The organism is Xanthomonas sp. LMG 12460, assembly GCF_009192895.1.
In the GTDB taxonomy this organism is placed as follows: domain Bacteria; phylum Pseudomonadota; class Gammaproteobacteria; order Xanthomonadales; family Xanthomonadaceae; genus Xanthomonas_A; species Xanthomonas_A sontii.
The window spans coordinates 1-25163 of record NZ_NKUH01000099.1 but is presented as its reverse complement, the minus strand read 5'-3'; the positions used below and the strand labels follow the sequence as shown (position 1 = coordinate 25163).

The window sequence follows — 25163 nt, the reverse complement described above, 5'->3', positions numbered from 1 at the left end:
CGCGCCCATGGCCGCGTTATCGCTCGGGCGTGGACGCACATCCACTTCCTCGTTCTTCCTTGCCACAGGCATGCGCAACCGCGGCGCGGCATGCTCGGGGATTGATGACACGCCCTAGCCCAGACGGGTGCCGAAGATGCGGTCGCCGGCGTCGCCCAGGCCTGGCAGGATGTAGCCCTTCTCGTTGAGATGGTCGTCGATGGCGGCGGTGTACACCTCCACGTCCGGGTGCGCCGCTTCCAGGGCCTGCAGGCCTTCCGGCGCGGCGACCAGGAAGATGCCCTTGATCCGCCGCGCACCGGCGCGCTTGAGCATGTCCACGGTGGCGATGAGGGTGCCGCCGGTGGCCAGCATCGGATCCAGGATCAGCGCGTCGCGCTCCTCCAGTCGTCCGGTGAGACGTTCGAAATAGGGCACCGGCTGCAGCGTCTCCTCGTCGCGCTGCAGGCCGACCACGCTGACTCGCGCGGCGGGAATCAGCGCCAGCACGCCGGGCAGCATGCCCAGCCCGGCACGCAGGATCGGCACCAGGGTGATCTTGGCGCCGGCGATGCGCTGCACCTGGGTCGGGCCGGCCCAGCCGTCCATGGTGTGGGTCTCGGTCTCCAGGTCGGCGGTGGCCTCGTAGCCGAGCAGGGTGCCCAGCTCGGTGACCAGTTCGCGGAAGCCCTTGGTGCTCAGCGCCGCGTCGCGCAACAGGCCGATCTTGTGCTGTACCAGCGGGTGGCGGACTTCGACGATCTTCATGGGCGCGCTCGCAAGGGGGAGGCGCACAGTGTGCCGCAGCCGGCTCCGGCGCCGCCAGGTGTGGGCGCCAGCGCATGCCGCGAAGATGGCCTGCGGCGCGCCGATCGTGCGCGCCGCAGGCCATGCCGAGACACCACTCAGGCCGCGGGTTCGAGCGCCTCGGCGTGCGCTCGGGCGCGCTGCACGGTCACGGTGCGCGCCATGCCCGGCGACGCGTTGCCGCCCGCCTCGATCTTGAACAGCGCCACCGCCTGGGTCAGCTGGCCTGCCTGCTCTTCCATCGCGCGCGCGGCGGCCGTGGCTTCCTCCACCAGTGCTGCGTTCTGCTGGGTGGCCTCGTCCATCTGCGTGACGGTCTGGTTGACCTGCTCGATGCCGGCCGACTGCTCCTGCGAGGCCGCGGAAATCTCGCCCATGATGTCGGTGACGCGCTGCACCGACGACACGATCTCGTGCATGGTCTTGCCGGCCTGGTCGACCAGGGCCGAGCCCTCGGCGACGCGGGTGACCGAGTCATCGATGAGGTCCTTGATCTCCTTGGCGGCGTTGGCCGAGCGTTGCGCCAGCGTGCGCACTTCGCTGGCGACCACTGCGAAGCCGCGGCCCTGCTCGCCGGCGCGCGCCGCTTCCACCGCGGCGTTGAGCGCCAGGATGTTGGTCTGGAAGGCGATGCCGTCGATCACCGAGATGATGTCGCCGATCTTCTTGGAGGACGCCTCGATGCCGCTCATGGTCTGCACGACCTGACCGACCACGTCGCCGCCCTGCGAGGCCACCGAGGCCGCACCGACCGCCAACTGGTTGGCCTGGCGGGCGTGTTCGGCGTTCTGGCGCACGGTCGAGGTCAACTCTTCCATCGAGGCCGCGGTTTCCTCCAGGCTGGCCGCCTGCTGCTCGGTGCGGCGCGACAGGTCGTCGTTACCGCTGGCGATCTCGCCGGCGGCCGCGCTGATGCTGCTGGCCGCGGTCTGGATGCGCGCGACGATGCCGGTCAACTGGTCGGTGGTGGCGTTGGCGTCCTCGCGCATCCGGGCGAACACGCCGTGGAAGTCGCCATGCATGCGGGTGGTGAGGTCGCCGGCGGCGATGGACTGCAGCAACGCCGACAGCTTGCCCAGATTGACGTCGCTGACCTCCATCATCGCGTTGAGGTCCTGCACCATCAGGCGGAAGTCGTGCTGGAAGCGCGCGGCATCGCCGCGGGCGCTGAAGTCGCCGGCCGCCGCTGCGGCGGCCAGGCGCTTGATCTCGGTATTGATCGCCAGCAGGCTGGCCTTGGCCGCATCCATCGACTCGTGCAGCACCGCACGGCTGCCGGGCAGCCGGCGCGCATCGCGGCGCAGATCGCCGTTGGCGTATTCGTTGAGGATCTCGACCGCCTCGACGATGGCGTCCAGGTGCTCGAACATCATGGTGTTGATGCCCTTGCTCAGTTCGCCGTACACGCCGGGGAAGTCCTGCGGCATGCGGTGGCTGATGTCCTTGTCGGCATGCAGCTCAATCATCAAGGCGGTTTCGCGGGAGAAGCGCTGCAACTGGGTCTGCATGCGGCCCATCGCGACCAAAAGGCGGCCGGGCTCGTCGCGCGCGTCGGTGGCCACGTCGTTGTCCAGGCGGCCCTCGGCGATGGCTTCGGCGGCGCGGGTGGCGCGGGCCAGCGGCACGGTCAGGCTGCGGGTGATCAGCCAGGCCAGCAGGCTGCTGACCAACACCACGGCCAGGCCGCCGGCGATCAGCAGGAAGCGGCCGCGCGCCATCACCGCGGTCGCATCGGCGTAGGCCTGTTCACCGTTGTTGCGTTGCCAGCTGGCGTAGGCGCTAATCGCCTCGCGCCAACGTTGAGTCGCCGGCGCGGCCTGCTGCAGCAGCACCTTCATCGCGTCGTCGGACTTGTAGGTCAGGCCCAGTTCCAGCACTTGCTGGTTGACCTCGCTCGCCTGCGCGTAGGTCCGGTTCATCTGCTCGCGCAAGGCGCGATCGCGCGCGCTGGTGGCGGGGATGGCGAACAGCTTGGTGCAGTATTCGCGATAACGGCGCAGTTCCGTCACCATGATCTTGGCGAAGGCGATGTTCTCTTCCTGCGTGGTCGGCAGCACGATGTTGCGCAACTGGATGCCGATGTCCGAGCTGGCATCGAGCATTTCGTTGCTATAGACGATGCTGGACACGGTGCGGCGGGCGACGGTGTCCAACTGGCTGCGCGCCTGCGACAGGGTGACCAGGCCGCCGACCACCAGCCCGCAGGACAGCAGGATGAGCAGGCCGAACGCGATGGAGAGGCGTCTAGAGACGTTAAAGCGGTGCAGAAGAGCGGTCATGCTCTGGTCCTAGCAAGGGGGATGGGAGTACCAGGGGTGGTCGCGTAAATAACCGATACGAAATGCAATTGATATTTCACGTAATCGTGACGAAGTTGCATATTCGTCTACATCGTCTCCCCTTAGCGGCCGAGGGATCGGGATCTTGAATCGGATCGATCGAGATGGCCTTTCCATCCCGGTTGCCGCCTTGCCGGCGCGCACGCACAACGTGCCAGCAAGCGTTGCGCTTGCTGCAGGTAAGGGAGCTTGATGTGGCGATCGCCGTGAGCGGCGCTGCAGAGATGGCGAAGGACGCGGTCAGCGCCGGTTCGCGACGAAAACGCGTGGCCTCAACCGCGGTCGTCGCGGGTCCACAGCCCGCCGTGTTCGGACTTCACCGGAAACTTCGGCACCGGGCCGTAGGCCGGCGCGCACAGGGCGCGACCGTCGCGCACGTCGAAGCGGGCGCCGTGCAGCACGCACTCGATGCTGCCGGCAGCAGGGTCGAAGGTGCCGGGGGACAGCTCGTAGTCCTCGTGGCTGCAGCGGTCTTCCAGCGCATAGAACTGGCCGTCGAAGTTGAACACCACGATCGGCGTGTCGGTCACCTCGTCCCACACCGTCTTCATTTCGCCCGGCAGCAGTTCGCCGTCGGCGCAGACGAAGGTCCAGGTCTCGCTCATGCGGCACCGCCCAGCGGCTTTTCCAGCACCTCGAAACGCAGGTCTTCGCGCTTTGGCAGGCCGAAGCGCGCGTCACCGTACGGAAACGGCTTCTTGATGCCGGTGCGACGATAGCCGCGGCGCTCGTAGAAGGCGATGAGTTCCTCGCGCAGGTCGATCACCGTCATCCGCATCAGCGGCAACCGCCACTCCTGCCAGGCGATGCGCTCGGCCTCGGCCAGCACGGTCTTGCCCAGGCCGCCGCCCTGCGCCTGCGGCTGCACCGAGAACATGCCGAAATAGCCGGCGCCGTCCTCGTCGGCGACGTGCGCGCAGGCGATCAATTCGCCATCGCGCTCGGCCAGCAACACCAGGCTGCGCGGACGCAGGATGTCGGCGCGCAGCACCTCGCGGTCGATGCGGTTGCCGTCGAGCAGGTCGGCTTCGGTGGTCCAGCCGACGCGGCTGCTGTCGCCCCGATAGGCCGAGGTGACCAGGGCGGCGATGGCGTCGAGATCGTCGACGGTGGCGGTGCGGAAGGTGAGGGTGTGCATGGGCCGATTTTAAGCCTGGCGGCCGGGATTCGGGAGTGGGGATTGGGGATTGGCGAAGGCGGCGCTTTTACGAATCCCCAATCCCGAATGCCCAATCCACGCTCAACCCAACAGTGCCCGCACCTTCCGCAGCGCCGCCACGAAACGCTCGATCTCGGCGTGCGTGTTGTAGAACGCCAGCGAGGCGCGGCAGGTGGCGGCGACGCCGTAGAACTGCAGCAGGGGGTGTGCGCAGTGCTGGCCGGAGCGCACCGCCACGCCTTCCAGGTCGAGCAGGGTGGCCAGGTCGTGGGCGTGCGCGCCCTCGATCAGGAACGAGACCACCGCGGCCTTGCCCGGCGCGGTGCCGAACAGGCGCAGGCCGTCGATCCGCTGCAGTTCCTCGGTGAGGTGCGCGAGCAGTTCGCTCTCGCGCGCTTCCACGTGCTGCAGTCCGATCCCCTGCAGATAGTCCACCGCCGCGCCGAGGCCGACGAAACCGGCGATGTTGGGGGTGCCGGCCTCGAACTTGTGCGGCGGGTCGTTGAACACGGTGCCGTCGAAGCTGACTTCCTTGATCATCTCGCCGCCGCCCAGGAACGGCGGCATCGCCTGCAGGTGCTCGCGCCGCGCCCACAAAGCGCCGGTGCCGGTCGGGCCGCACATCTTGTGGCCGGTGATGGCGTAGAAGTCGCAGCCGATCGCGGCCACGTCCAGCGGCCGGTGCGGCGCGGCCTGCGAGCCGTCGATGACGCTGACGATGCCGCGCTTGCGCGCCTCGCGGCAGATCTCGCGAACCGGGTTGACCGTGCCCAGCACGTTGGAGACGTGCGCAAGGGCCAGCAGCTTGACGTCGGCGGTCATCGCCGCGCGCAGTGCGTCCAGGTCCAGCGCGCCGTCGGCGGTGATCTCGGCGACCTTGACCGTGGCGCCGGTGCGCTGCGCGACCAGTTGCCAGGGCACGATGTTGGCGTGGTGTTCCATGCGCGACACCAGGATGGTGTCGCCGGCGCGCAGCCGCGGCAGTGCCCACGAGTACGCCACCAGGTTCAGCGCGAAGGTGGCGCCGCTGCACAGCACCAGTTCGTCGGCGCGCACGTTGAGGAAGCGCGCCAGCCGGGTCCGTGCGCCTTCGTAGGCCTCGGTGGCCTCGCTGCCGAGCGCGTGCACCGCGCGGCTGACGTTGGCGTTGTGGCGGCGATAGAACGCGTCGGTCGCCGCGATCACCTGCAGCGGCTTCTGCCCGGTGTTGGCGTTGTCGAAGTACACCAGCGGCTTGCCGTGCACTTCCCGCATCAGTAGCGGGAAGTCGCGGCGGACCGCATCCCAGTCCGGCGCCTGCGGCGTGGCGCTGTGCACGGCGGGCCCGTTCATGCCACGCCCGCGTCGCTCAGCGCCCGCTCCAGCCGCGCCAGCAGGCCTTCGCTCAGCGCCGGCTCCAATGCGCGCAGCGGTTCGCGGCAGAACGCGGCGGTCAGCAGTTGCTGCGCGCGTTCCTGCGGCAGCCCGCGCGAGCGCAGGTAGAACAGCGCATTGGCATCGAGCTGGCCGACGGTGGCGCCGTGCGCGGCCTTGACCTCGTCGGCATCGATCACCAGCACCGGCTGGGTGTCGATTTCGGCGTCGGCGGACAGCAGCAGGTTCTTGTTCGACAGCGCCGCGTCGGTGCCGTCGGCGCCGTGGCGAATGCGGATGCCGCCATGGAAGGCCACGCGGCTGCGCCCGGTGGCGACACCGCGCCACAGCAGCTCGCAGGCGGTGTCGCGGGCGATGTGCTCGATGCCCAGGCGGGTGTCGAGCTGGCGCCGGCCGTTGCCGAGCAGCACGCCGTTGGCGACGAGCTTGGCGTTGTCGCCCTCCAGGCGCACGTTGAGTTCGTGCCGGGCCAGCGCGCCGCCCAGTTCGAGGTCCACACGCCGGTACTGCGCGTCGCGCGCCAGCACCGCATCGGTACGCAGCAGCGCGGTGACGCCGGCCGCCTCGTCCTGCACGCGGGCGTGGCTCAGCTGCGCACCGGCGGCCAGGTGCACGTGCGCCAGGCTGTTGCTCAGGTGCGCGGCATCGCTGCCATGCAGATGATGCTCGACCAGTGCCAGCGTCGCGTCCTGGCGCAGTTCGATCAGGTGGCGGTGGTGCCAGGCCAGGTCCGCCTCGGCGGCGGTGGAGACGAAGACCAGGTGCAGCGGCTGCTCCACGCGCACGCCGGCGTCCACCCGCAGCACGCAGCCTTCGTCGGCGAGGGCGGCGTTGAGCTGGGCGAACACCTCGTCGCTGCGTTCGAAGCGGCGGCCGAGGAAGCGCATGGCAGCGTCGCCGCTGCGCAGGATGGTCGACAGCCGCTGCAGCTCCACCCCGGCCGGCAGGCCGCTCAGATCCGACAGCGCATCGCTGGCGCGGCCGTTGACGAACACCAGGCGCGGCGCCGGGATACCGTCGAGCAAGGCCGCGTCCACCGCCGGCGCGTTCTGCGGTGCAGGCGCGAAGCTGCGCCGTTCCAGTGCGCGCAGCGAGGTGTATTTCCAGGCTTCGCTGCGCGTGCCGGGCAGGCCATCGCGCAGCGCCTGCTCCAGCGGCGCGCGGCGTGCGGCATCGCCGTGGAACGCGGCGGCCAGCGAGTCGAGCAGGGCGCTCATTGCACTGCCGCCTCGGGCGCCACGCGCTCCTTCAGCCAGGCATAGCCGTGCGCTTCCAGCTCCAGCGCCAGCTCGGGGCCGCCGGTCTGCACGATGCGGCCGTCGGCCAGCACATGCACCACGTCCGGCTTGATGTAGTCGAGCAGACGCTGGTAGTGGGTGATCACCACGAACGCGCGCTCCGGCGAGCGCAGCGCGTTGACGCCTTCGGCCACGGTCTTGAGCGCGTCGATGTCCAGGCCGCTGTCGGTCTCGTCGAGGATCGCCAGCTTCGGTTCCAGCACCGCTAGCTGGAAGATCTCGTTGCGCTTCTTCTCGCCGCCGGAGAAGCCCTCGTTGACGCCGCGGTGCAGCAGTTCGTCCTTCAGGTGCAGCACCGCCAGCTTCTGCCGGACCAGCTTGAGGAACTGCATCGAATCCAGCTCGGCCTCGCCACGCGCCTTGCGCTGCGCGTTGAGCGCGGCACGCAGGAAGTAGGTGTTGTTCACGCCGGGGATTTCCACCGGGTACTGGAAGGCCAGGAACAGGCCGGCAGCGGCGCGCTCCTCCGGTTCCAGTTCGAGCAGGTCGGCATCGTCGAAGCGCACGCTGCCGTTGGTGACTTCATAGCCGTCGCGGCCGGCCAGCACGTTGCCCAGGGTGGACTTGCCGGCGCCGTTGGGCCCCATGATGGCGTGCACTTCGCCGGGCTTCACCTGCAGCGACAGGCCCTTGAGGATGTCCTTGCCGGCGACGGAGGCGTGGAGGTTTTCTATGGTGAGCATGGGATGGTCCGTCAGAATTCTTTGATGTAGCCCCTCTCCCACCGGGAGAGGGGTTGGGGTGAGGGAGCGGTGCGAAGCATCTCGCGGGTTTGGGTGTGCGAGGCTGCGCACGTACCCTCATCCGGCGCTTCGCGCCACCTTCTCCCAGAGGGAGAAGGAAAGGCGTCAGCCGACCGAGCCTTCGAGCGAGACTTCCAGCAGCTTCTTGGCTTCCACCGCAAACTCCATCGGCAGTTCGCGGAACACCTGCTTGCAGAAGCCGTCGACGATCATCGACACCGCGTTCTCCTGGTCGATGCCGCGGGCACGACAGTAAAACAGTTGGTCGTCGCTGATCTTGGAGGTGGTGGCCTCGTGCTCGACGGTCGCGGTCGGATGCTTGACCTCGATGTACGGGAAGGTATGCGCGCCGCACTGCTTGCCGATCAACAGCGAGTCACACTGGGTGTAGTTGCGCGCGCCCTCGGCGCTACGCTCCACCTTGACCAGCCCGCGGTAGGTGTTCTGCCCGCGGCCGGCGCTGATGCCCTTGCTGACGATCTTGCTCTTGGTGCGCTTGCCGACGTGGATCATCTTGGTGCCGGTGTCGGCCTGCTGACGGTGATGGGTCAGCGCCACCGAGTGGAACTCGCCCACCGAGTCGTCGCCCAGCAGCACGCAGGACGGGTACTTCCAGGTGATCGCCGAGCCGGTCTCGACCTGGGTCCAGGTGATCTTGCTGCGCGCGCCGCGGCACTCGCCGCGCTTGGTCACGAAGTTGTAGATGCCGCCGCGGCCTTCCTCGTCGCCCGGGTACCAGTTCTGCACGGTGGAGTACTTGATCTCCGCGTCTTCCAGCGCCACCAGCTCGACCACCGCCGCGTGCAGCTGGTTCTCGTCGCGCATCGGCGCGGTGCAGCCTTCCAGGTAGGACACGTAGGCCTTGTCCTCGCACACGATCAGGGTGCGCTCGAACTGGCCGGTGTGGCCGGCGTTGATGCGGAAATAGGTGCTCAGCTCCATCGGGCAGCGCACGCCCTTGGGGATGAACACGAAGCTGCCGTCGGAGAACACCGCCGAGTTGAGCGCGGCGAAGAAGTTGTCGCCGACCGGCACCACGCTGCCCAGGTACTGCCTGACCAGCTCCGGGTGTTCCTTGATCGCTTCGGACATCGAGCAGAAGATCACGCCCTTCTCGGCCAGTTCCTTGCGGAAGGTGGTGCCGACCGAAACGGAGTCGAACACCGCGTCCACCGCCACGCCGGCCAGCTTGGCGCGCTCGTGCAGCGGCACGCCCAGCTTGTCGTAGGTGTCCAGCAGCTCCTTCGGCACCTCGTCCAGCGAGGCGTACTTCGGGCCCTTGGGCGCGGAGTAGTAGCTCAGCGCCTGGAAGTCGATCGGCGAGATGTCCAGCTTGGCCCAGTGCGGCATCGGCATCTTCAGCCAGTGCCGGTAGGCGGCCAGGCGCCAGTCGGTCATCCATTCCGGCTCGTCCTTCTTCACGGACAGGGCGCGCACGACGTCCTCGTTCAGGCCGGGCAGGAACGAATCGGATTCGATGTCGGTGACGAAGCCGGCGTCGTAGCGACGTCCCAGCCGTTCCAGGATTTCAGCGTTTTCGGTGGCCATGGGGCTGCCTACAGGTCAGGTGGTCGCGAACCGCACGGCAATGGAACGCCGTTTCGGATCGCCGGAGGGGGGAAGGGGGTGGAGCATCTGCGCCAGGGTCACGCCGCGCAGCGCGTCGGCGACCACGTCGTTGATCAACCGCCAGTTGGAACGCACGCCACAGGTCTGGGCGATGCTGCACTGGCTGCCGTGGTGGCTGCATTCGGTGATCGCCAGCGGGCCTTCCATCGCCTCGACGATCTGGATCAGGGTGATGGCGTCGGCCGGACGCGCCAGCCGGTAGCCGCCGCGCACGCCGCGCAGGCCCTCGACCAGGCCGGCCTGGGCCAGCGGCTTGAGCAGCTTGCTGACCGTGGGCGGCTCCAGCCCGGCCTGTTCGGCCAGTTCGGTCGCGCTCAGCACTTCGTTCGGACGCGCGGCGAGCACGGTCAGCACGACGGTGGCGTAATCGGTGAGCTTGGTGACGCGGAGCATGGCGACGCGGTGGTTTTTCAATGCGGACCGAAATTGTACTCTTTTGCGCCGCAGCGTCCAACCGGGCCATTCATCTTTTCTTTCGATCGCGGCGATTCGGGGATCGCGGCGGCCGCGGTCCCCGGACCGCGAGGCGCGGGCTTGGGATCGCGGGCGATGTGCGCCAGAATCTAGGCTTTCCTGTCCGGATCGCCGCATGCCCCGCAAGATCGCCGCCCGCAAGTCCCGCATCCATGGCAACGGCGTGTTCGCCGTGCTGCCGCTCAAGAAAGGCGAGCGGGTCATCGAGTACAAGGGCCGCCGCCGCAGCCACGCCGAAGTCGACCGCGACGAGGCCGGCGACGTCGAGACCGGGCACACCTTCCTGTTCACTCTCAGCGACGACTACGTGATCGACGCCAACTACGAGGGCAACGATGCGCGCTGGATCAACCACAGCTGTGCGCCGAACTGCGAAGCGGTGATCGTCGAGGCCGAGGGCGATGACCGCCGCAAGGACAAGGTGGTCATCGAGGCGTTGCGCGACATCAAGCCCGGCGAAGAACTCACCTACAACTACGGCATCACCCTGGCCGAGCGGCACACGCCGCGGCTGAAGAAGATCTGGGAATGCCGCTGCGGCGCCAAGAACTGCACCGGCACCATGCTGCAGCCCAAGCGCTGAGGTCGCGTCCAGCCGTGCACGCCGCGCCGACGCGCGGTTCACGGCACTGCCACCGGCGCGTTTCTACGGTGGGGCTCCCCTACTCGAGGAGTGTCCCATGAGCGCAATGCCTTCCCTTGCCGGCAAGCAGGTGGCTGTCCTGGCCACCGACGGTTTCGAACAGTCGGAACTGCAGGAACCCAAGCGCCTGCTCGAATCCTGGGGCGCCCAGGTCGACGTGATCGCGCCGGGCGACGCCAGCAGCATCCGCGGCTGGAACAAGAAGGACTGGGGCGACAGCGTGCCGGTGGACAAGCGCCTGCAGCAGGCCCAGGCCGGCGACTACGACGCGCTGGTGTTGCCGGGCGGCGTCATCAACCCGGACAGCCTGCGCACCGAGCCGACGGCGATCGCCTTCATCCAGTCCTTCGCCAGCGCCGGCAAGCCGGTGGCGGCGATCTGCCACGGCCCGTGGCTGCTGGCCGAGAGCGGGCTGGTGCGCGACCGCCAGGTGACCTCGTGGCCGTCGCTGAAGACCGACCTGTCCAATGCCGGTGGACGCTGGGCGGACCAGGAGGTGGTGGTGGACGGCAACCTGATCACCAGCCGCAAGCCGGACGACATCCCGGCGTTCGCGCAGGCGGTGGCCAAGGCGCTGGGCTGAGGCCTGGCGATTCGCCTGCGCCGCCGCGATGGTGGCGGATGCGGGAGCACCTGGGAACAGCAACGGCGGCCGAGGCCGCCGTTGCTGTATGCGCTGCTGGTGGCGGCTGCCGCCGGCGGCTGCCGCCGCACCCCGGACGTCGCGTGGGTTACTGCGCGGGAAGCATGCCTGCCGGCACCAGCTTGCCGATGTCCTGGTTGAAGCGCACCACCAGCGCACCGTTCTCCACGCCGGCCGACTGGATCTGCACATCGCCCAGCATCGCGGTCAGGCGCGGATCGAGCTTGTAGATCGGCTCCTTGCGCGCGTAGTCCTCCAGCCAGGCATTGAGCAGCTCACGCGTATTGGCGTCGAGCTTGCCGCCATTGGCAGCCGGGCGGAAATCATCGATGGTCGGGGACTGCAGGTGGAAGCTCTGGCTCTGCTGGTCGTAACGCAGCGCGCTGGTCAGCAGGACCTGGCCCAGTGGCGTCGGCGCGCCGCCGCCGGTGGCCATGCTCAGGTCGAACTGCATCTTCAGGCGATCACCCGGCGGCAGGCTCAGCTTCGGGTCGCGGACGGTCATCTTGAGCAGCCCGCCCAACGCCTTGTGCGTCTGCGGGAAGCTGCTGTCCAGGTAATGCTGCACGTCGGCGGCGCCGACGCTGACCTGATGGCCCTGGATGGTCGGCTCGGCCTGGGCCTGGGTGGCGACGGCGAGCGCCAGCAGCGCCGCCGCGCGCAGGGTGAACTTGCGGAAGATCATCGGGAAGCCCTGGGCGAACGAGAGGAATTCACCATAACGGTGGCCGGTGAATGCGCGATTAGCGGAACCGGCGGCGCGGGGTCATCGCTCAGGCGGCCGGCAGCGCCAGCCGTGCCAGCAGCGCGTCCAGCGCCGGCTGCAGCGGCGCCAGCAGTTCACGCGCCTCTCCCTCGCTGCGCTCGCCGAGGCCGCGCAGCAACTGCGTACCGACGATCAGTGCGGCGCGCTCGTCGCCGCGCAGTCCGGGCTGGCGCTGTGCCGCCTCGAGCAGGCGCATCCAGTCCTGCCGACAGCGCGCCTCCAGTTCGATGGTGCAGCGGCCCTGGCAGGGCAGGCCGTCGTCCTGGATCGGGGTGACGGTGACGCGGTAGCGTTGGGAGGCGGTCATGGCAGTGGCGCACGCGGGGTGTGCCTCCAAGATAGGCGCGCGCGAGCGGCACCACGAGCCTGTCGCTCGCGACGCTCTGTTCCAGTGCGTCCGTTCAGCGTGCCGCGCGCAGCAGCGGCAGCGGATCGTAGGCGCCGCCCTCGGCGTAGACGCCATAGTGCAGGTGCGGCGGCGTGCCGCGCGCGTTGCCGCTGTCGCCCACCGCGCCCAGCGGGTCGCCGGGCTGCACCAGGTCGCCCACCTGCAGCCCCGGTGCCCACGTTTGCAGGTGCGCGTAGTAGTGCCGCTGCCGGGCCGGGCCCAGCACCCAGACCTGGCGGCCGCCGAGGCCGCGGTCGGCGATGGCCACGACGATGCCGCGCGTCGCCGACACCACCGGCGTGCCGCGTCTGGCGAAGATGTCCACGCCGGCGTGCTGGCGGTCGCGCCCACGCGGCGCGCCAAAGGTGGCCGCGATGCGACGGGGATCCACGCCTTCGACCGGCATGTGCAGGGCCGTCGGCGCCGGCGCGCGCGCCAACTCCCAGCCGACGCGCAGGCGCTGCGCCCACGGATGCCGCCAGGCCCAGGCGGCGGCGAGCGCCAGCGCAGCCAGCAACGCCGCACGCAGCACGTCGCGGCGCAGGCGCTGCGCTGGCGAAAGCGTGGGCGTCGCGGCCATCTGCTCAGTCCGCGTGCAGGGCGGCCGCCTGTTGCTGCAGGCGCTGCTTCAGGGCGTCGTCGATGCCGAGCTGCCGCGCCAGTTCGTCCAGGTAGCTGCGCTCCATGAAGCCCTGTTCGTCGGCGGCGAGCAGGCTGGCCAGGTACATTTCCGCGGCCATCTCGGGACTGGTCGACGCGCGCGCCACCTCGGCCGGATCCAGCGGCTTTTCCAGTTCCGCATGCAGCCACTGCTGCACGTCGGCATCGTTGCCGTGGAGGCGGGCGAACTCGCCTTCGATCAGACGGCGCTCGTGCTCGTCCAGATGGCCGTCGGCCTTGGCCGCGCCGACCAGCGCGCGCAGCACCGCCTGGCTGTGCTGCTCGACTTCCAGTGGCGGCAGCCGGTCCAGGGTCTGCGGTTCGGGCGCGGCGGCGCCGAGTTGCTGACGGCGGTAGTCGCCGTAGGCGCGATAGGCCATCAGCCCCAACGCGGCAAGGCCGCCGTAGGTCGCCAGCTTGCGGGTGGTGCGGTGTTTGCCGAGCAGCAGGCCGAGTGCGCCGCCGCTGAGGGCTCCCTTGCCGAAGTCGGCGTTGAGCAGGCCGCCCAGGCCGCCCAGGCCGCCTGCGCCGGCGTGCGCCGGTGCGGCAGGAGCACCGGTGCCGGTCTTGGCCATGGCCTGGCCGGCGGCGCCCTGCGCCGATTGCAGCAGTTGGTCGAGAAAGCCCTGTAGTTTCATGCAGGTGATCCTGTCGAAGGGAATCACCGGTATAGCGGCCGTCGCCTTAGCGGGCCGTCAACCCAAATGCGCAGCAGACACAAAAAAAAACGAGACGGCCGGGGCCGTCTCGTCGGTGTGCTTGCCTGGATCAGGCGACGCTGCTCAGAGCGCGGCGTCCTTGAGCTTCTTCAGCGGGCGCACCTTGAGCTTGGTGGTGGCCGGCTTGGCGGCGAACCACTGCTCTTCCTTGGTGAACGGGTTGATGCCCTTGCGCTTCGGCTTGGCCGGCACGCTGACGGCGGTGATCTTCAGCAGGCCCGGCAGGGTGAACGAGCCAGCGCCCTTCTTGCTGACCGAACCGGCCACGGCGTGCTCCAGCGAGGCCATCACAGCGCGCACGTCCTTGGCGATCACGCCGCTGGTTTCGGCGATGTGGGCGACGAGCGCGGACTTGCTCAGCACGTCCTTGATCGGCTTGGGAGCGGCCGGCTTGGCGGCAGCCTTGGTCGCTACCTTCTTCACTGCCTTCTTCGGGGCAGCCTTTTTTGCGGTCTTTGCCATGATGTCCTGATTCCGTATTTGGTGGTTTGGGTCGCGCCGACCCCGTCGGCATGGCGAAATGTAGGGCATGTGCTACGCCGCGCCAATAGGCCGGAAGCAAAAAACGCGAATATTCGCCGCGACCGACGCCTTTTTTGCCGAGGACGGCGTCGATGCCGGCACATCCGCGGCGATGCGCCAGGGCATTTTCGCTGCCTCGCGCCGCCGCCGCCGCCTTCGCGCGGAAGCACAAGCCCGTAACGCCGCCTCCCCTATGGTCCGCGCTCCACTCACCGACAGGAGCCTCGCATGGGCATTTCGCGTCACGCCACCGCGCATTGGGAAGGCGATCTCAAGACCGGCCAGGGCCGGTTGAACACGCCGCAGAGCGGCCTGCTGGAAAACACCCGCTATGCGTTCAACAGCCGCTTCGGCGACGAGAAGGGCACCAATCCGGAAGAACTGATCGCCGCCGCGCACGCCGGCTGCTTCACCATGGCGCTGTCGGCCAAGCTGACCGAAGCCGGCTTCCCGCCGACCGCGCTGGACACCCGCGCCGATGTCGACCTGTCGATGGAAGGCGGCCCCCAGCTCTCGCAGATCCGGTTGAAGGTCAAGGCCGTGGTGCCCAACATCGACGCCGCGCGCTTCCGCGAAGTGGCCGACGACGCCAAGCAGAATTGCCCGGTGTCCAAGGCGCTGAGCGCGGTGCCGATCAGCCTGGAAGCGGAACTGGGCTGAGGAATCCCGGCGCGGCCCGGCGGCATGCCGGGCCGCGCGCGCGCGGCGCACCTGCGGCGCTACCGATGGCAGGCCAGACGCGTTGCGCCTCTGCACCGTCCCGCGTGGCGTGATCGATCGCTAGCTGTCGCGCCACTAAATGTGCGCGCCACAGCCGTCCCTATTCAGTCTGGTTTCACCGCATCGGATCGAGCATGCAGTCGCGCGATCCACGCGCTTGGAACCATCGCCATGAACAAGCTCTCGACCCGTCTGTTGACCGCTGCGCTCGCTGTCGGCGTCATCGGCTCCGCCGCCGCGCAGGATTACGGTTACACCCGCTACGACGACTACCGCGACCGTGGCTACGCGTCCGGCACCTACGAATATGCGCGCGTGGTGCGCGCCGATCCGATCATGGTGCAGGTCAACGGCCCGCGCGAGACCACCGAGCGCTGCTACGACCGCCCGGCTTCGGGCAGCTACGCCAGCGACTACGGTTACCGCGGTACCGATGGCGGCCGCACCGCCTCGTCGGTGGTCGGCGGCATCGCCGGCGCCGTGCTGGGCAGCCGCGTCGGCGGCGGCAATGGCCGCTTCGTCGGCACCGCCGTCGGCACCATGCTCGGCAGCCTGGCAGGCCGCTCGATCTACGACTCCAATACCCGCGGCTACGGCTACGGCGGCGGCTACGGTGGCGGCGTGGTCCGCGAATGCGACCCGGTGTCGTATCGGACCGAACGCTACGACCGCGTCGACGGCTACGACGTGACCTACGAATACGGCGGCCGCTACTACCACACCCGCACCGCCTCGCCTCCGGGCGATCGCATCCGCGTCCGCGTCGACGTCCTGCCCGACTGACGTATTGCCCGACTAAAACAAAGGGCGCCTCCTTGCGAGGCGCCCTTTGTTTTTGCGCGTGCGTTCGCGCCCGCGGTGCGGGGCGGCGGCCGGCGATCAGGGCCAGTCGATGTGGCCTTCGATCACCGTCTGCACCTGTCCGCCGGACCACACCTCGCCGGCCTCGTCGACGCACAGCGTCAGCAGCGCATCGTGGCCGACCTCGCGGCCCTGGCTGGCGACGTAGCGGCCACCCTGGCCGGGCAGGGCCTTGCTGTGATCCAGCCATGCCGCCAGCACCGCATTGGCTGCGCCGGAGGCCGCATCCTCGAAGCGCCGGCCGTTGCCGACGAAGGCGCGCACGGCCACTGCATAGGCCTGGCCGCTGGCGCGCGCGTAGGCGAACACGCCCATGCTGGCGGTGCTTTCGGCCAAGGCGGCGATCGCATCCCAGTCCGGCGCCAGCGCGCGCAGCGCGGCTTCGTCGGCCACTTCGACCAGCCACCAGCAGCGGCCGCCGTCCATGCGCACCGGCGGCAGCGCGCCCAGCGTCCAGCCGCGCAGCGCCGCCTGCAGGCGTGGATCCGCGGCATCGGCGATCTCGGCCACCTGCGCGCGCGGGGTGCGGATGGCGATGCTGCGCACTCCGGCATCCACGTCGACCCGCAGCGGCAGCAGGCCGGCGATGCCGTCCTGGGTCAGCACGCCGTCGCGCGGGCTGGCGATGCCCGCTTCCAGCGCGACGTGCGCGGTGCCGACGCTGGGATGGCCGGCGAACGGGACTTCCTTCTGCGGGCTGAACATGCGCAGGCCGTAGCTGGCATCCGGCCGCGTCGGCGCGAACACGAAGGTGGTTTCCGGCAGGCGCGTCCAGCGCGCGATGGCCTGCATCGTGGCGGCGTCCAATCCATCGGCATCGAGCACGACGGCCAACGGATTGCCGTTGCCGGCGCGGGCGGAGAAGACATCGACCTGGAAGAAGCGGCGTGCGGCCATGAGGGGGAACTCCGGACTGCGGTGGGGGAGGCCGGAGCTTACCAAGCGATCTTGCCAGCGATCACCGCTTGCACCAGACCGCCGCTCCACACGTCTTCGCCATCGACCAGGAGTTCGACGCGGCTATCGCGCCCGAGTTCGCGTCCCTGGCTGGCGACGTCGCGCCCGCCGCCCAGGCGGCGCCGACGCTGGGGTGGCCTGCGAATCGCAGTTCGCCCTGGGGGTGAAGATGCGAATACGGTGGTCCGCGCCCGCCTCTGGCGGCGGGAAGCACACCGTCTCCGGGAGGTTCGGCCACGCCGCAAGGCGCTGCAGGCGCGGTGCGTCCTGGTCGGCGGCATCGAGCACCACGCCCTGGCGCCGGGCTGGTGGAAAAGACGTCCAGGTGCAGGTAGCGGCGCTCGCTCATCGGCGCTCGGTTGGCAGTAGAATCGGGGGTTCCGCCCGCGCATGCAGGCGTTTTCCCCACATTCCAGACACCCCCACTCCATGTCAGCTTCCTCTCCTGTCGATCGCTGGATCGTCCTCAAGTTCGGCGGCACTTCGGTGTCGCGTCGTCATCGCTGGGACACGATTGGACGGCTGGCGAAAAAACGCGCGGAGGAGACCGGTGCGCGGGTGCTGGTGGTGGTGTCGGCCTTGTCCGGGGTCACCAACGAACTGACCGCGATCGCCGACGGCAGCGCCGACAGCGCGCAGCGCGTGGCCGCGCTGGAGCAGCGCCACCGCGAGTTCCTGGCCGAACTGGAGCTGGATCCCGAGGCGGTGCTGGGCGAACGCCTGGCGGCGCTACGCGGCCTGCTCGACGATCCGCGCGCGGCCGAGCGCACGCTGGACTGGCAGGCCGAGGTGCTGGGGCAGGGCGAACTGCTGTCCTCCACCCTCGGCGCGGCCTACCTGCGCGCCAACGGCCTGGACATGGGCTGGATGGATGCGCGGCAGTGGCTGGACGCGCTGCCGCCGCAGCCGAACCAGAGCGCCTGGTCGCGGCGCCTGTCGGTGTCGTGCCAGTGGCAGTCCGATCCGCAGTGGCGGGCGCGCTTCGTCGCCCAGCCCACGCGCATGCTGATCACCCAGGGCTTCATCGCCCGGCACGAGGACGGCGGCACCGCCATCCTCGGCCGCGGCGGCTCGGATACTTCGGCGGCGTATTTCGGCGCGCTGCTCGGCGCCAGCCGGGTCGAGATCTGGACCGACGTGCCCGGCATGTTCAGCGCCAATCCGCGCGAAGTGCCGGATGCGCGCCTGCTGACCCGCCTGGACTATTACGAAGCGCAGGAAATCGCCACCACCGGCGCCAAGGTGCTGCACCCGCGCTCGATCAAGCCGTGCCGCGACGGCGGCGTGCCGATGGCGATCCTGGACACCGAGCGCCCGGAGCTGCCCGGCACCAGCATCGACGGCAACGCCCGCACCGTGCCCGGGGTCAAGGCGATCAGCCGCCGCAACGGCATCGTGCTGGTGTCGATGGAAGGCATCGGCATGTGGCAGCAGGTCGGCTTCCTGGCCGACGTGTTCGCGCTGTTCAAGAAGCACGGGCTGTCGGTGGACCTGATCGGCTCGGCCGAGACCAACGTCACCGTGTCGCTGGACCCGAGCGAGAATTTGGTCAATACCGACGTGCTGGCCGCGCTGTCGGCCGACCTGGCGGAGATCTGCCGGGTCAAGATCATCGTGCCGTGCGCGGCGATCACCCTGGTCGGGCGCGGCATGCGCTCGCTGCTGCACAAGCTCTCGGACGTGTGGGCCACGTTCGGCAAGGAGCGCGTGCACATGATCTCGCAGTCGTCCAACGACCTGAACCTGACCTTCGTCATCGACGAGACCGACGCCGACGGGTTGCTGCCGATCCTGCACGCCGAACTGATCGACAGCGGCGCGATGCCGGTGGAAGAGACCGAGGTGTTCGGCCCGCGCTGGCGCGAGATCGCCGGCACGGTGCGGCCGCGGCCGGTGCCGTGGTGGCAGGGCGAGCGCGCGCATCTGCTGCGCCTGGCCGAGGCCGGCACGCCGCGCTACATCTACCACCTGCCGACCCTGCGCGAACGCGCGCGCGCGCTCAAGGCGATCGCTGCGGTGGACCAGCGCTACTACGCGATCAAGGCCAACGCGCATCCGGCGATCCTGCAGACCCTGGTCGAGGAGGGTTTTGGCCTGGAGTGCGTTTCGCACGGCGAGCTGCGCCGGGTGTTCGAGATCGTGCCGGAGCTGTCGCCGCGCCGCGTGCTGTTCACCCCCAGCTTCGCGCCCCGCGCCGAGTACGAAGCCGCGTTCGCGCTGGGCGTGACCGTGACCGTGGACAACGTCGAGGCGCTGCAGCGCTGGCCGGAGCTGTTCCGCGGCCGCAGCCTGTGGCTGCGCATCGACCTGGGCCATGGCGACGGCCACCACGAGAAGGTCAACACTGGCGGCAAGGCCTCCAAGTTCGGCCTGTCGGCGACCCGCGTCGACGAGTTCGTCGAGGCCGCGCGCGCGCTGGACATCCGCATCGTCGGCCTGCACGCGCACCTGGGCAGCGGCGTGGAGACCGCACAGCACTGGCGGCGCATGTGCGACGAACTGGCCGGCTTCGCCCGGCGCATCGGCAGCGTCGAGGTCATCGACATCGGCGGCGGCCTGCCGATCCCGTACAGCGCCGACGACGAACCGTTCGACCTGGAGACCTTCGCCCAGGGCCTGGCCGAGGCCAAGGCCGTGCATCCGGCGTTCCGCCTGGCGATCGAACCGGGCCGCTACCTGGTCGCCGAGTGCGGCGTGCTGCTGGCCCGCGCCACCCAGGTGATCGAGAAGGACGGCATCCGTCGGGTCGGTCTGGATGCCGGCATGAACACGCTGATCCGCCCGGCGCTGTACGACGCCTGGCACGACGTGGCGAACCTGAGCCGCCTGGAACAGCCGGCCGAAACCGTGTTCGACGTGGTCGGGCCGATCTGCGAATCCAGCGACGTGTTCGGCAAGCGCCGGCGCCTGCCGGCGGGCACCGCGCCGGACGACGTGATGCTGATCGCCGATACCGGCGCCTACGGCTACAGCATGGCCAGCACCTACAACCAGCGCGAATTGCCCCGCGAGGAGGCGATCGATGGGCACGCAGACTGAATTCGTCGCGGGCAGCGCCGCGGCCGGCGCGCTTGCGATGGTGGCTGCCACCGCGGTGGATCAGTCGGGTACGTCGCTGCCGTGGACCGACAGCCTGAAGTGGGCGTTGCCGGCGTTGGCCGCCGCTGCCATCGGCGCATGGCTGGCGGTGCGCTGGCAGCGCCGCGGGCCCGCGGCGAGCACCGGCGCGCTGGCCCTGCGCACCTCGCTCCTGGCCGCGTTGGCCTACCTGCCGGCGCTGGCGCTGTATGTGCTGGTGGCCGTGCTGGCCTCCGCCGCGTCGGTGCCGGCCGGACAGCACTGGCAACTGCTGCTGATGGCGTTCGTATTCGGCTGCCTGCCGCTGCTGTGGGCAGCCTTGCCGTTTTCGATGCTCGAATTTCTTCTGTGCCGCCGCTACTTGCGGCACACCCGTGTGCTTGCAGGACGTCCATGACCGCTTTCGACAAACAGCAGATCGCCACCTTCCGCTTCGTGCGCTGCGGCTTCGACGCCGACAGCGGCGTGGCGCGCCTGGTCTATGCGTTCGACGACGGCCCGGAGCTGGTGGAGACCATCACCGTGCCCGGCGCGCCGTTCACGCTCGACCCGGCGCGTGCGCAGGCGGCACAGCGCGCCCTGCGCCTGCTGCACCTGATCGCCGGCGTCAGCTACTACAAGGCGGCGGTGCCGCCGCGCATCGTCATCGACGACTACGCCATCGATGCGGAGACCGCCGCGCTGCTGGACAGCGTGTACCTGCATGGCCTGGGCGAGTTCGCCTATCGCAACGGCCTGGACCTGCGCGGGCGCATCCGCTTCCCGGCCGCGGACGCCGAGGCGGCCGACGCCACGGCGCTGGGGCTGCGCGACCAGGCGCTGGTGGCGATCGGCGGCGGCAAGGATTCGCTGGTCAGCATCGAGGCGTTGCGCGCGGCCGGCGTGGCGCAGACGGTGACCTGGATCGGCGGCTCGCAGTTGATCCGCGCCTGCGCCGAGCGCACCGGGCTGCCGACCTTGAACATCGGCCGCACGCTGGCGCCGGAACTGTTCGAGCTGAACCGTCAGGGCGCGTGGAACGGGCATATCCCGGTGACGGCGGTGAACTCGGCGATCCTGGTGTTCGCCGCGGTGCTGCGCGACGCCGGCCAGGTGGTGTTCTCCAACGAGCACTCGGCCAGCTACGGCAGCCAGATCGCCGGCACCGGCGAGGTCAACCACCAATGGTCCAAGGGCTGGGCCTTCGAGCAGGCGTTCGGTGAGCAGGTGCAGCGCTACGTGGCCGCGGACCTGCGCTATTACTCGCTGCTGCGGCCGCTGTCGGAACTGGCGGTGGCGCGACAGTTCGCCAAGACCGACCATTACGACGCGCATTTCTCAAGCTGCAACCGCAATTTCCACATCCTCGGCGAGCGCCCGGCGCACCGCTGGTGCGGGGTCTGCCCGAAGTGCCATTTCGTGTTCCTGGCGCTGGCGCCGTTCATGCCCAAGACGCGGCTGGTGCGCATCTTCGGCCGCAACCTGCTCGACGACGCCGGCCAGGCCGGCGGCTTCGACGCGTTGCTGGAGTTCCAGGACCACAAGCCGTTCGAGTGCGTCGGCGAAGGCCGCGAGTCGCGCGCGGCGATGGCGGCGCTGGCGGCGCGCGCGGAATGGAAGGAGGACGCGCTGGTGGCGCGTTTCATCCGCGAGATCCAGCCGCAGCTCGACCCCGCCGACCTGCGCGTGGAGCCGCTGCTGGAACTGGACGCGCAGCACCGCATCCCGGCCGACCTGTGGGAACGCGTGCGTGCGAATTTCGCAGCTTGAGTCGCAGCGCGTCGCGCTGTGGGGTTGGGGTCGCGAGGGCCGTGCGGCGTATGCGGCCGTGCGTGGCTGGGAAGCGGGAATCGGGAACGGGGAAGCGCGACGTGCGCTGCCGCTGACGGTGTTCTGTTCGGCTGAGGAGGCCGCGGAGATCGCCGCGCTGCACGATCCTGCGTTGCATGTCGAGACCGAGGCCAGCGCCGAACGCCTGGCCGCGTTCGATGTGGTGATCAAGTCGCCCGGGATCAGTCCTTACCGGCCCGAGGCGCAGGCTGCCGCGGCGCGCGGCACGCGCTTCATCGGCGGCACCGCGCTGTGGTTCGCCGAACACGCCGGTGTCGACGGGGTGGTGCCCGGCAGCGTCTGCGTCACCGGCACCAAGGGCAAGAGCACCACCACCGCGCTGCTGGCGCACCTGCTGCGCGCCGGCGGCCATCGCACTGGCCTGGTCGGCAATATCGGCGTGCCGCTGCTGGAAGTGCTGGCGCCGATGCCGCCGCCGCAGTATTGGGCGATCGAACTGTCCAGTTACCAGACCGGCGACGTGGCCCGCAGCGGCGCACGGCCGCAGCTGGCGCTGGTGCTGAACCTGTTTCCCGAGCATCTGGACTGGCACGGCAGCCAGGCGCGCTACATCGCCGACAAGCTCGAGCTGGTCACCCATGCGCGGCCGCGCATCGCCCTGCTCAATGCCGCCGATCCGCAACTGGCCGCCCTGCAGCTGCCCGATAGCGAGGTGCGCTGGTTCAACCGCGAGGACGGCTGGCACATGCGCGGCGAGGTGGTCTACCGCGGCGACAGCGCGGTGTACGACAGCGCGCAGGCGCCGCTGCCGGGCCGGCACAACCGCGGCAACCTGTGCGCGGTGCTGGCCGCGGTGGAGGCGCTGGGCCTGGATGCGGCGGCGTTGGCGCTGGCGGCCGATCGTTTCCGGCCGCTGCCGAACCGGCTGCAGACCCTGGGCGCGCGCGACGGCGTGACCTATGTGAACGACTCGATCAGCACCACCCCGCATGCCAGTCTCGCGGCGCTGGAGTGTTTCCGCGGGCGGCGCATCGCGCTGCTGGTGGGCGGCCACGACCGTGGCCTGGACTGGCAGGACTTCGCCGACCACATGCGCGATGGTGGCGCACCGCTGGAGATCGTTACCCTGGGCGCCAACGGCCCGCGCATCCACGCGCTGCTGGCGCCGCTGGCCGCCGCCGCCGGCTTCGGCCTGCATGCCGCGGCCGACCTGGCGGAAGCGGTGGCGCTGGCGCGCGCGGCGCTGGGCGAGCAGGGCGGCGTGGTGCTGCTGTCGCCCGGCGCGCCCAGCTTCGGCGCCTACCGCGACTACGTGGCGCGCGGCCGCCATTTCGCCGCGCTGGCCGGGTTCGACCCGGATGCGATCAGCGCCATTCCGGGCCTGGGCATCGCCTGAGCCTCGGCGCGGCGTCGGCGCACGCGGTCGCTGATGTCGCTGTCCGTCATGGGGGCGGCGGAAAGAGCATGCCCGGAAGCATTCGCCGGGCCGCAATGCGACGGCGCTGTGCGCCTTGTCCCATCGCCATCGCCGGCCGCCGTCGCCCTCACCTCGACGTGCATGGCACGTTCTAGACTGCCGCCTGGTTCCCACGCGAGAAGGGCGATGCGCATACGATCGATGCTGCGGTGGACCGGTCTGCTCGGGCTGGCCTTGGCGCTGCCGCTGCCGGCCTGGGCGGCGATGCAGGCCAAGCCGGTGGAGTGGCAGGTCAGAAAGGACACCTTCAGCGGCGTGCTGGTCTACGACGATGCCGACCACGACACGCGCCCCGGCCTGGTGATGGTGCCGAACTGGCGCGGCGTCAACGACTCCGCGGTGGAGAAGGCCAAGCGCCTGGCCGACGACGACTACGTGGTGCTGGTGGCCGACGTCTACGGCAAGGGCAAGCGGCCGGCCAACGATACCGAGGCCGGGCAGTTCGCCGGCGCGCTGAAGAAGGATGCGGCCACGCTGCGCGCGCGGGCGTTGGCGGCGGTGGCGGCGCTGAAGGCGCAGGCTGGCAAGGCGCCGCTGGATCCCGCCCGGATCGGCGCGGTCGGCTTCTGCTTCGGCGGCACCACGGTGCTGGAACTGGTCCGCGCCGGTGCGCCGCTGGCCGGCGTGGTCAGCCTGCATGGCGGCCTGGCCACGGCGGCCCCGGCGGCCGCAGGCAGTGCCAAGGCACCGGTGCTGGTGCTCAATGGTGCCGACGACAAGAGCGTGAGCCGCGACGATATCGCCGCCTTCGAGCAGGAAATGAACGGCGCTGGCGCCGACTGGCAGTTCGTCAACTTCAGCGGTGCCGTGCACTGCTTCGCCGAAGCCGACGCCAACAGCCCGCCGGGCTGCCAGTACAACCCGCGTGCGGCCAAGCGTGCCTACCGGATGCTCGAGGATTTCTTCGAGGAGCGCTTCGGGCGGGATTAGGGAGGGGCTTCCGGGATTCGGGAGGTGCCTCGCGCTGCGCGCTTGGCGGGATTGGGGATTGGTAAAAGCGGACCGTCGGTGCCGCCCAACTGATCGGTTGGTGTGGCGAGCCCGTAGCGCTTCAGGCGTCAACCAAGCCGCCGTTGCGAATCCCCAATCCCGAATCACCAATCCCCTCCGGCGCGCGGCTGCGCGCCGATGGCGGCTAAATGGGCTCAGTAGGCCCTTAAGGTGTCTTGGCGGAGTGCTTGAGCAAGTGCGCCTGCGCCGCGGCGATGGCGCCGCTCATGGCCGCGCGCGCTTGCGGGCTGTTGCGCCAGCAGGTGGAGCCGAGCAGCGCCGCGGCCTGTTCGGTGAGTTGCCGTGCATCGCAGGCGGCTAGCGCCTGCAGCGAGTGCACGCCCAATTGTTCCAGGCGCGCGACCACGGTGGGACCGACGCCTTTCACCGCCAGCAGTACGGCGCGGTCCGCGGCGTCAAAGGCGATCATGCCCGGGCAGCGCTCAGTGTCTGCGCTCGACCGCGTAGCGCGCCAGGCCGCGCAGGGCGGCCACGGCCTCGTTCTCGGGCAGGCCGTCCAGGGCGCGCTCGGCGGCGGCGGCGTAGTCGGCCGCGCGGCGGCGGCTGTAGTCGATGCCGCCGCTGGCTTCGATCGCGGCCAGCACCTCGGGCATCGCGCTGGCGTCGCCCTGTTCGACGATCTGGCGCAGGCGCGCGCGGGTGGCGTCGTCGGCATGCGCCATGGCGTGGATCAGCGGCAGCGTGGCCTTGCCCTCGGCCAGGTCGTCGCCCAGGTTCTTGCCCAGGTCGGCGGCGTCGGCGGTGTAGTCGAGCACGTCGTCGGCGATCTGGAACGCATAGCCCAGCTGCATGCCGTAGTCGTACAGGCGCTCCTGCACCGCCTCGCTGGCACCGGAGGCCAGCGCGCCAAGCCGGGTGCCGGCGGCGAACAGCACCGCGGTCTTGCGCTCGATCACGCGCAGGTAGGCGGCTTCGTCGGTGTCGGGGTTGTGCACGTGCAGCAGCTGCAGCACCTCGCCCTCGGCGATGCGGTTGGTGGTGTCGGCCAGCAGGCGCATCACCGCCATGCTGTCCAGCTCCACCATCAGCTGGAAACTGCGCGAATACAGGAAATCGCCGACCAGCACGCTGGGCGCGTTGCCCCACAGCGCGTTGGCGGTGCTGCGGCCGCGGCGCAGGTCCGACTCGTCCACCACGTCGTCGTGC

The 25163-nt window shown here is 69.7% G+C and carries 26 protein-coding genes and 1 pseudogene; 9 read left to right on the top strand and 18 right to left on the bottom strand.

Annotated elements, in window-relative coordinates:
* Positions 1-114: 114 nt before the first annotated feature.
* The 9 genes from upp to CEK66_RS17645 all read right to left on the bottom strand — a co-directional run bounded on the left by upp (position 115) and on the right by CEK66_RS17645 (position 9721).
* Positions 115-747: a uracil phosphoribosyltransferase gene (gene upp, locus CEK66_RS17685; RefSeq protein WP_048489430.1), complete on the bottom strand. Its 633-nt coding sequence runs from the start codon at positions 745-747 to the stop codon at positions 115-117.
* Between the two features lie 137 nt (positions 748-884).
* On the bottom strand, positions 885-3065 hold the full coding sequence (locus CEK66_RS17680) for a methyl-accepting chemotaxis protein (protein WP_152237783.1): 2181 nt from the start codon (positions 3063-3065) through the stop codon (positions 885-887).
* A gap of 332 nt (positions 3066-3397) precedes the next feature.
* Positions 3398-3730 carry a non-heme iron oxygenase ferredoxin subunit gene (locus tag CEK66_RS17675; RefSeq protein ID WP_017915885.1) on the bottom strand — a complete coding sequence of 111 codons (333 nt, stop codon included), beginning with the start codon at positions 3728-3730 and terminating at the stop codon, positions 3398-3400.
* Positions 3727-4263 carry a GNAT family N-acetyltransferase gene (locus CEK66_RS17670; RefSeq protein WP_017915886.1) on the bottom strand — a complete coding sequence of 179 codons (537 nt, stop codon included), beginning with the start codon at positions 4261-4263 and terminating at the stop codon, positions 3727-3729. Before CEK66_RS17670 ends, CEK66_RS17675 begins: the two co-directional genes overlap by 4 nt.
* 102 nt (positions 4264-4365) lie before the next feature.
* On the bottom strand, positions 4366-5616 hold the full coding sequence (locus CEK66_RS17665) for a cysteine desulfurase (RefSeq protein WP_152237782.1): 1251 nt from the start codon (positions 5614-5616) through the stop codon (positions 4366-4368).
* Positions 5613-6875 (bottom strand): Fe-S cluster assembly protein SufD, encoded by a 1263-nt coding sequence (gene sufD / locus CEK66_RS17660; RefSeq protein ID WP_152237781.1) that lies wholly within the window; start codon positions 6873-6875, stop codon positions 5613-5615. The genes CEK66_RS17665 and sufD overlap by 4 nt, the downstream gene beginning before the upstream one ends.
* Positions 6872-7639: a Fe-S cluster assembly ATPase SufC gene (gene sufC, locus CEK66_RS17655; protein ID WP_017909660.1), complete on the bottom strand. Its 768-nt coding sequence runs from the start codon at positions 7637-7639 to the stop codon at positions 6872-6874. Before sufC ends, sufD begins: the two co-directional genes overlap by 4 nt.
* A 165-nt stretch (positions 7640-7804) precedes the next feature.
* Positions 7805-9247 (bottom strand): Fe-S cluster assembly protein SufB, encoded by a 1443-nt coding sequence (sufB, locus tag CEK66_RS17650; protein ID WP_152237780.1) that lies wholly within the window; start codon positions 9245-9247, stop codon positions 7805-7807.
* Between the two features lie 15 nt (positions 9248-9262).
* On the bottom strand, positions 9263-9721 hold the full coding sequence (locus CEK66_RS17645; RefSeq protein WP_017909662.1) for an SUF system Fe-S cluster assembly regulator: 459 nt from the start codon (positions 9719-9721) through the stop codon (positions 9263-9265).
* A 196-nt stretch (positions 9722-9917) separates the two neighbouring features.
* On the opposite strand from CEK66_RS17645, the gene CEK66_RS17640 reads away from it, so the two are divergent.
* Positions 9918-10385, top strand: coding sequence for an SET domain-containing protein-lysine N-methyltransferase (locus CEK66_RS17640; RefSeq protein ID WP_010342011.1), 468 nt, complete (start codon positions 9918-9920; stop codon positions 10383-10385).
* 97 nt (positions 10386-10482) lie between these two features.
* Positions 10483-11028 carry a type 1 glutamine amidotransferase domain-containing protein gene (locus CEK66_RS17635; RefSeq protein ID WP_017913834.1) on the top strand — a complete coding sequence of 182 codons (546 nt, stop codon included), beginning with the start codon at positions 10483-10485 and terminating at the stop codon, positions 11026-11028.
* Between the two features lie 148 nt (positions 11029-11176).
* On the opposite strand, the gene CEK66_RS17630 is transcribed toward CEK66_RS17635, so the two are convergent.
* The 5 genes from CEK66_RS17630 to CEK66_RS17610 all read right to left on the bottom strand — a co-directional run bounded on the left by CEK66_RS17630 (position 11177) and on the right by CEK66_RS17610 (position 14083).
* Positions 11177-11773 carry a DUF1439 domain-containing protein gene (locus tag CEK66_RS17630; protein WP_152237779.1) on the bottom strand — a complete coding sequence of 199 codons (597 nt, stop codon included), beginning with the start codon at positions 11771-11773 and terminating at the stop codon, positions 11177-11179.
* Between the two features lie 88 nt (positions 11774-11861).
* Positions 11862-12161, bottom strand: coding sequence for a DUF3861 family protein (locus CEK66_RS17625; protein WP_010342007.1), 300 nt, complete (start codon positions 12159-12161; stop codon positions 11862-11864).
* 94 nt (positions 12162-12255) lie between these two features.
* Positions 12256-12822: a M23 family metallopeptidase gene (locus CEK66_RS17620; protein WP_152237778.1), complete on the bottom strand. Its 567-nt coding sequence runs from the start codon at positions 12820-12822 to the stop codon at positions 12256-12258.
* A 4-nt stretch (positions 12823-12826) separates the two neighbouring features.
* On the bottom strand, positions 12827-13540 hold the full coding sequence (locus CEK66_RS17615) for a tellurite resistance TerB family protein (RefSeq protein WP_152237777.1): 714 nt from the start codon (positions 13538-13540) through the stop codon (positions 12827-12829).
* 144 nt (positions 13541-13684) lie between these two features.
* Positions 13685-14083, bottom strand: a complete 399-nt coding sequence (locus CEK66_RS17610) for an HU family DNA-binding protein (RefSeq protein ID WP_026143706.1) — start codon at positions 14081-14083, stop codon at positions 13685-13687.
* A gap of 288 nt (positions 14084-14371) precedes the next feature.
* Between CEK66_RS17610 and CEK66_RS17605 the strand changes: the two genes are divergently transcribed.
* Both CEK66_RS17605 and CEK66_RS17600 read left to right on the top strand, forming a co-directional pair.
* Positions 14372-14803, top strand: a complete 432-nt coding sequence (locus CEK66_RS17605) for an OsmC family protein (RefSeq protein ID WP_017910837.1) — start codon at positions 14372-14374, stop codon at positions 14801-14803.
* A gap of 231 nt (positions 14804-15034) precedes the next feature.
* Positions 15035-15646 (top strand): glycine zipper 2TM domain-containing protein, encoded by a 612-nt coding sequence (locus tag CEK66_RS17600; RefSeq protein ID WP_152237776.1) that lies wholly within the window; start codon positions 15035-15037, stop codon positions 15644-15646.
* 96 nt (positions 15647-15742) lie between these two features.
* On the opposite strand, the gene CEK66_RS17595 is transcribed toward CEK66_RS17600, so the two are convergent.
* Both CEK66_RS17595 and CEK66_RS17590 read right to left on the bottom strand, forming a co-directional pair.
* Positions 15743-16621, bottom strand: a complete 879-nt coding sequence (locus tag CEK66_RS17595) for a PhzF family phenazine biosynthesis protein (protein ID WP_152237775.1) — start codon at positions 16619-16621, stop codon at positions 15743-15745.
* 166 nt (positions 16622-16787) lie between these two features.
* Positions 16788-17030 (bottom strand): annotated as a pseudogene (locus tag CEK66_RS17590) (PhzF family phenazine biosynthesis protein); the annotation flags it as partial.
* Positions 17031-17110: 80 nt separating this feature from the next.
* Between CEK66_RS17590 and CEK66_RS17585 the strand changes: the two are divergent.
* From CEK66_RS17585 to CEK66_RS17565, 5 genes are all read left to right on the top strand, one after another.
* Positions 17111-19720 carry a bifunctional aspartate kinase/diaminopimelate decarboxylase gene (locus tag CEK66_RS17585; RefSeq protein ID WP_152237774.1) on the top strand — a complete coding sequence of 870 codons (2610 nt, stop codon included), beginning with the start codon at positions 17111-17113 and terminating at the stop codon, positions 19718-19720.
* The gene (locus CEK66_RS17580) at positions 19704-20156 is read left to right on the top strand and encodes a hypothetical protein (protein ID WP_017913934.1); all 453 of its coding nucleotides are present in this window, start codon (positions 19704-19706) and stop codon (positions 20154-20156) included. Before CEK66_RS17585 ends, CEK66_RS17580 begins: the two co-directional genes overlap by 17 nt.
* Positions 20153-21508 carry a UDP-N-acetyl-alpha-D-muramoyl-L-alanyl-L-glutamate epimerase gene (murL, locus tag CEK66_RS17575; RefSeq protein ID WP_152237773.1) on the top strand — a complete coding sequence of 452 codons (1356 nt, stop codon included), beginning with the start codon at positions 20153-20155 and terminating at the stop codon, positions 21506-21508. Before CEK66_RS17580 ends, murL begins: the two co-directional genes overlap by 4 nt.
* The gene (gene murD / locus CEK66_RS17570; RefSeq protein WP_152237772.1) at positions 21489-22925 is read left to right on the top strand and encodes a UDP-N-acetylmuramoyl-L-alanine--D-glutamate ligase; all 1437 of its coding nucleotides are present in this window, start codon (positions 21489-21491) and stop codon (positions 22923-22925) included. Before murL ends, murD begins: the two co-directional genes overlap by 20 nt.
* A gap of 207 nt (positions 22926-23132) precedes the next feature.
* Positions 23133-23936, top strand: coding sequence for a dienelactone hydrolase family protein (locus CEK66_RS17565; RefSeq protein WP_152237771.1), 804 nt, complete (start codon positions 23133-23135; stop codon positions 23934-23936).
* 226 nt (positions 23937-24162) lie between these two features.
* On the opposite strand, the gene CEK66_RS17560 is transcribed toward CEK66_RS17565, so the two are convergent.
* Both CEK66_RS17560 and CEK66_RS17555 read right to left on the bottom strand, forming a co-directional pair.
* Entirely contained in the window at positions 24163-24426 is a 264-nt protein-coding gene (locus CEK66_RS17560; RefSeq protein WP_152237770.1) for a helix-hairpin-helix domain-containing protein, read from the bottom strand.
* A 13-nt stretch (positions 24427-24439) separates the two neighbouring features.
* Positions 24440-25163, bottom strand: a 724-nt coding sequence (locus CEK66_RS17555) for a polyprenyl synthetase family protein (RefSeq protein ID WP_152237769.1), incomplete at its 5' end; no start/stop codon positions are given.

Bases quoted from the DNA above. Each gene is read 5' to 3' on its own strand.
- sufC (WP_017909660.1), bottom strand. From the start codon at position 7,639: ATGCTCACCATAGAAAACCTCCACGCCTCCGTCGCCGGCAAGGACATC.
- CEK66_RS17645 (WP_017909662.1), bottom strand. From the start codon at position 9,721: ATGCTCCGCGTCACCAAGCTCACCGATTACGCCACCGTCGTGCTGACC.
- CEK66_RS17630 (WP_152237779.1), bottom strand. From the start codon at position 11,773: ATGATCTTCCGCAAGTTCACCCTGCGCGCGGCGGCGCTGCTGGCGCTC.
- CEK66_RS17615 (WP_152237777.1), bottom strand. From the start codon at position 13,540: ATGAAACTACAGGGCTTTCTCGACCAACTGCTGCAATCGGCGCAGGGC.
- CEK66_RS17670 (WP_017915886.1), bottom strand. From the start codon at position 4,263: ATGCACACCCTCACCTTCCGCACCGCCACCGTCGACGATCTCGACGCC.
- CEK66_RS17605 (WP_017910837.1), top strand. From the start codon at position 14,372: ATGGGCATTTCGCGTCACGCCACCGCGCATTGGGAAGGCGATCTCAAG.
- sufB (WP_152237780.1), bottom strand. From the start codon at position 9,247: ATGGCCACCGAAAACGCTGAAATCCTGGAACGGCTGGGACGTCGCTAC.
- sufD (WP_152237781.1), bottom strand. From the start codon at position 6,875: ATGAGCGCCCTGCTCGACTCGCTGGCCGCCGCGTTCCACGGCGATGCC.
- CEK66_RS17675 (WP_017915885.1), bottom strand. From the start codon at position 3,730: ATGAGCGAGACCTGGACCTTCGTCTGCGCCGACGGCGAACTGCTGCCG.
- upp (WP_048489430.1), bottom strand. From the start codon at position 747: ATGAAGATCGTCGAAGTCCGCCACCCGCTGGTACAGCACAAGATCGGC.
- CEK66_RS17635 (WP_017913834.1), top strand. From the start codon at position 10,483: ATGAGCGCAATGCCTTCCCTTGCCGGCAAGCAGGTGGCTGTCCTGGCC.
- CEK66_RS17640 (WP_010342011.1), top strand. From the start codon at position 9,918: ATGCCCCGCAAGATCGCCGCCCGCAAGTCCCGCATCCATGGCAACGGC.
- CEK66_RS17625 (WP_010342007.1), bottom strand. From the start codon at position 12,161: ATGACCGCCTCCCAACGCTACCGCGTCACCGTCACCCCGATCCAGGAC.
- CEK66_RS17585 (WP_152237774.1), top strand. From the start codon at position 17,111: ATGTCAGCTTCCTCTCCTGTCGATCGCTGGATCGTCCTCAAGTTCGGC.
- CEK66_RS17665 (WP_152237782.1), bottom strand. From the start codon at position 5,616: ATGAACGGGCCCGCCGTGCACAGCGCCACGCCGCAGGCGCCGGACTGG.
- CEK66_RS17600 (WP_152237776.1), top strand. From the start codon at position 15,035: ATGAACAAGCTCTCGACCCGTCTGTTGACCGCTGCGCTCGCTGTCGGC.
- CEK66_RS17620 (WP_152237778.1), bottom strand. From the start codon at position 12,822: ATGGCCGCGACGCCCACGCTTTCGCCAGCGCAGCGCCTGCGCCGCGAC.
- CEK66_RS17680 (WP_152237783.1), bottom strand. From the start codon at position 3,065: ATGACCGCTCTTCTGCACCGCTTTAACGTCTCTAGACGCCTCTCCATC.
- CEK66_RS17560 (WP_152237770.1), bottom strand. From the start codon at position 24,426: ATGATCGCCTTTGACGCCGCGGACCGCGCCGTACTGCTGGCGGTGAAA.
- CEK66_RS17565 (WP_152237771.1), top strand. From the start codon at position 23,133: ATGCGCATACGATCGATGCTGCGGTGGACCGGTCTGCTCGGGCTGGCC.
- CEK66_RS17610 (WP_026143706.1), bottom strand. From the start codon at position 14,083: ATGGCAAAGACCGCAAAAAAGGCTGCCCCGAAGAAGGCAGTGAAGAAG.
- murL (WP_152237773.1), top strand. From the start codon at position 20,153: ATGACCGCTTTCGACAAACAGCAGATCGCCACCTTCCGCTTCGTGCGC.
- CEK66_RS17580 (WP_017913934.1), top strand. From the start codon at position 19,704: ATGGGCACGCAGACTGAATTCGTCGCGGGCAGCGCCGCGGCCGGCGCG.
- CEK66_RS17595 (WP_152237775.1), bottom strand. From the start codon at position 16,621: ATGGCCGCACGCCGCTTCTTCCAGGTCGATGTCTTCTCCGCCCGCGCC.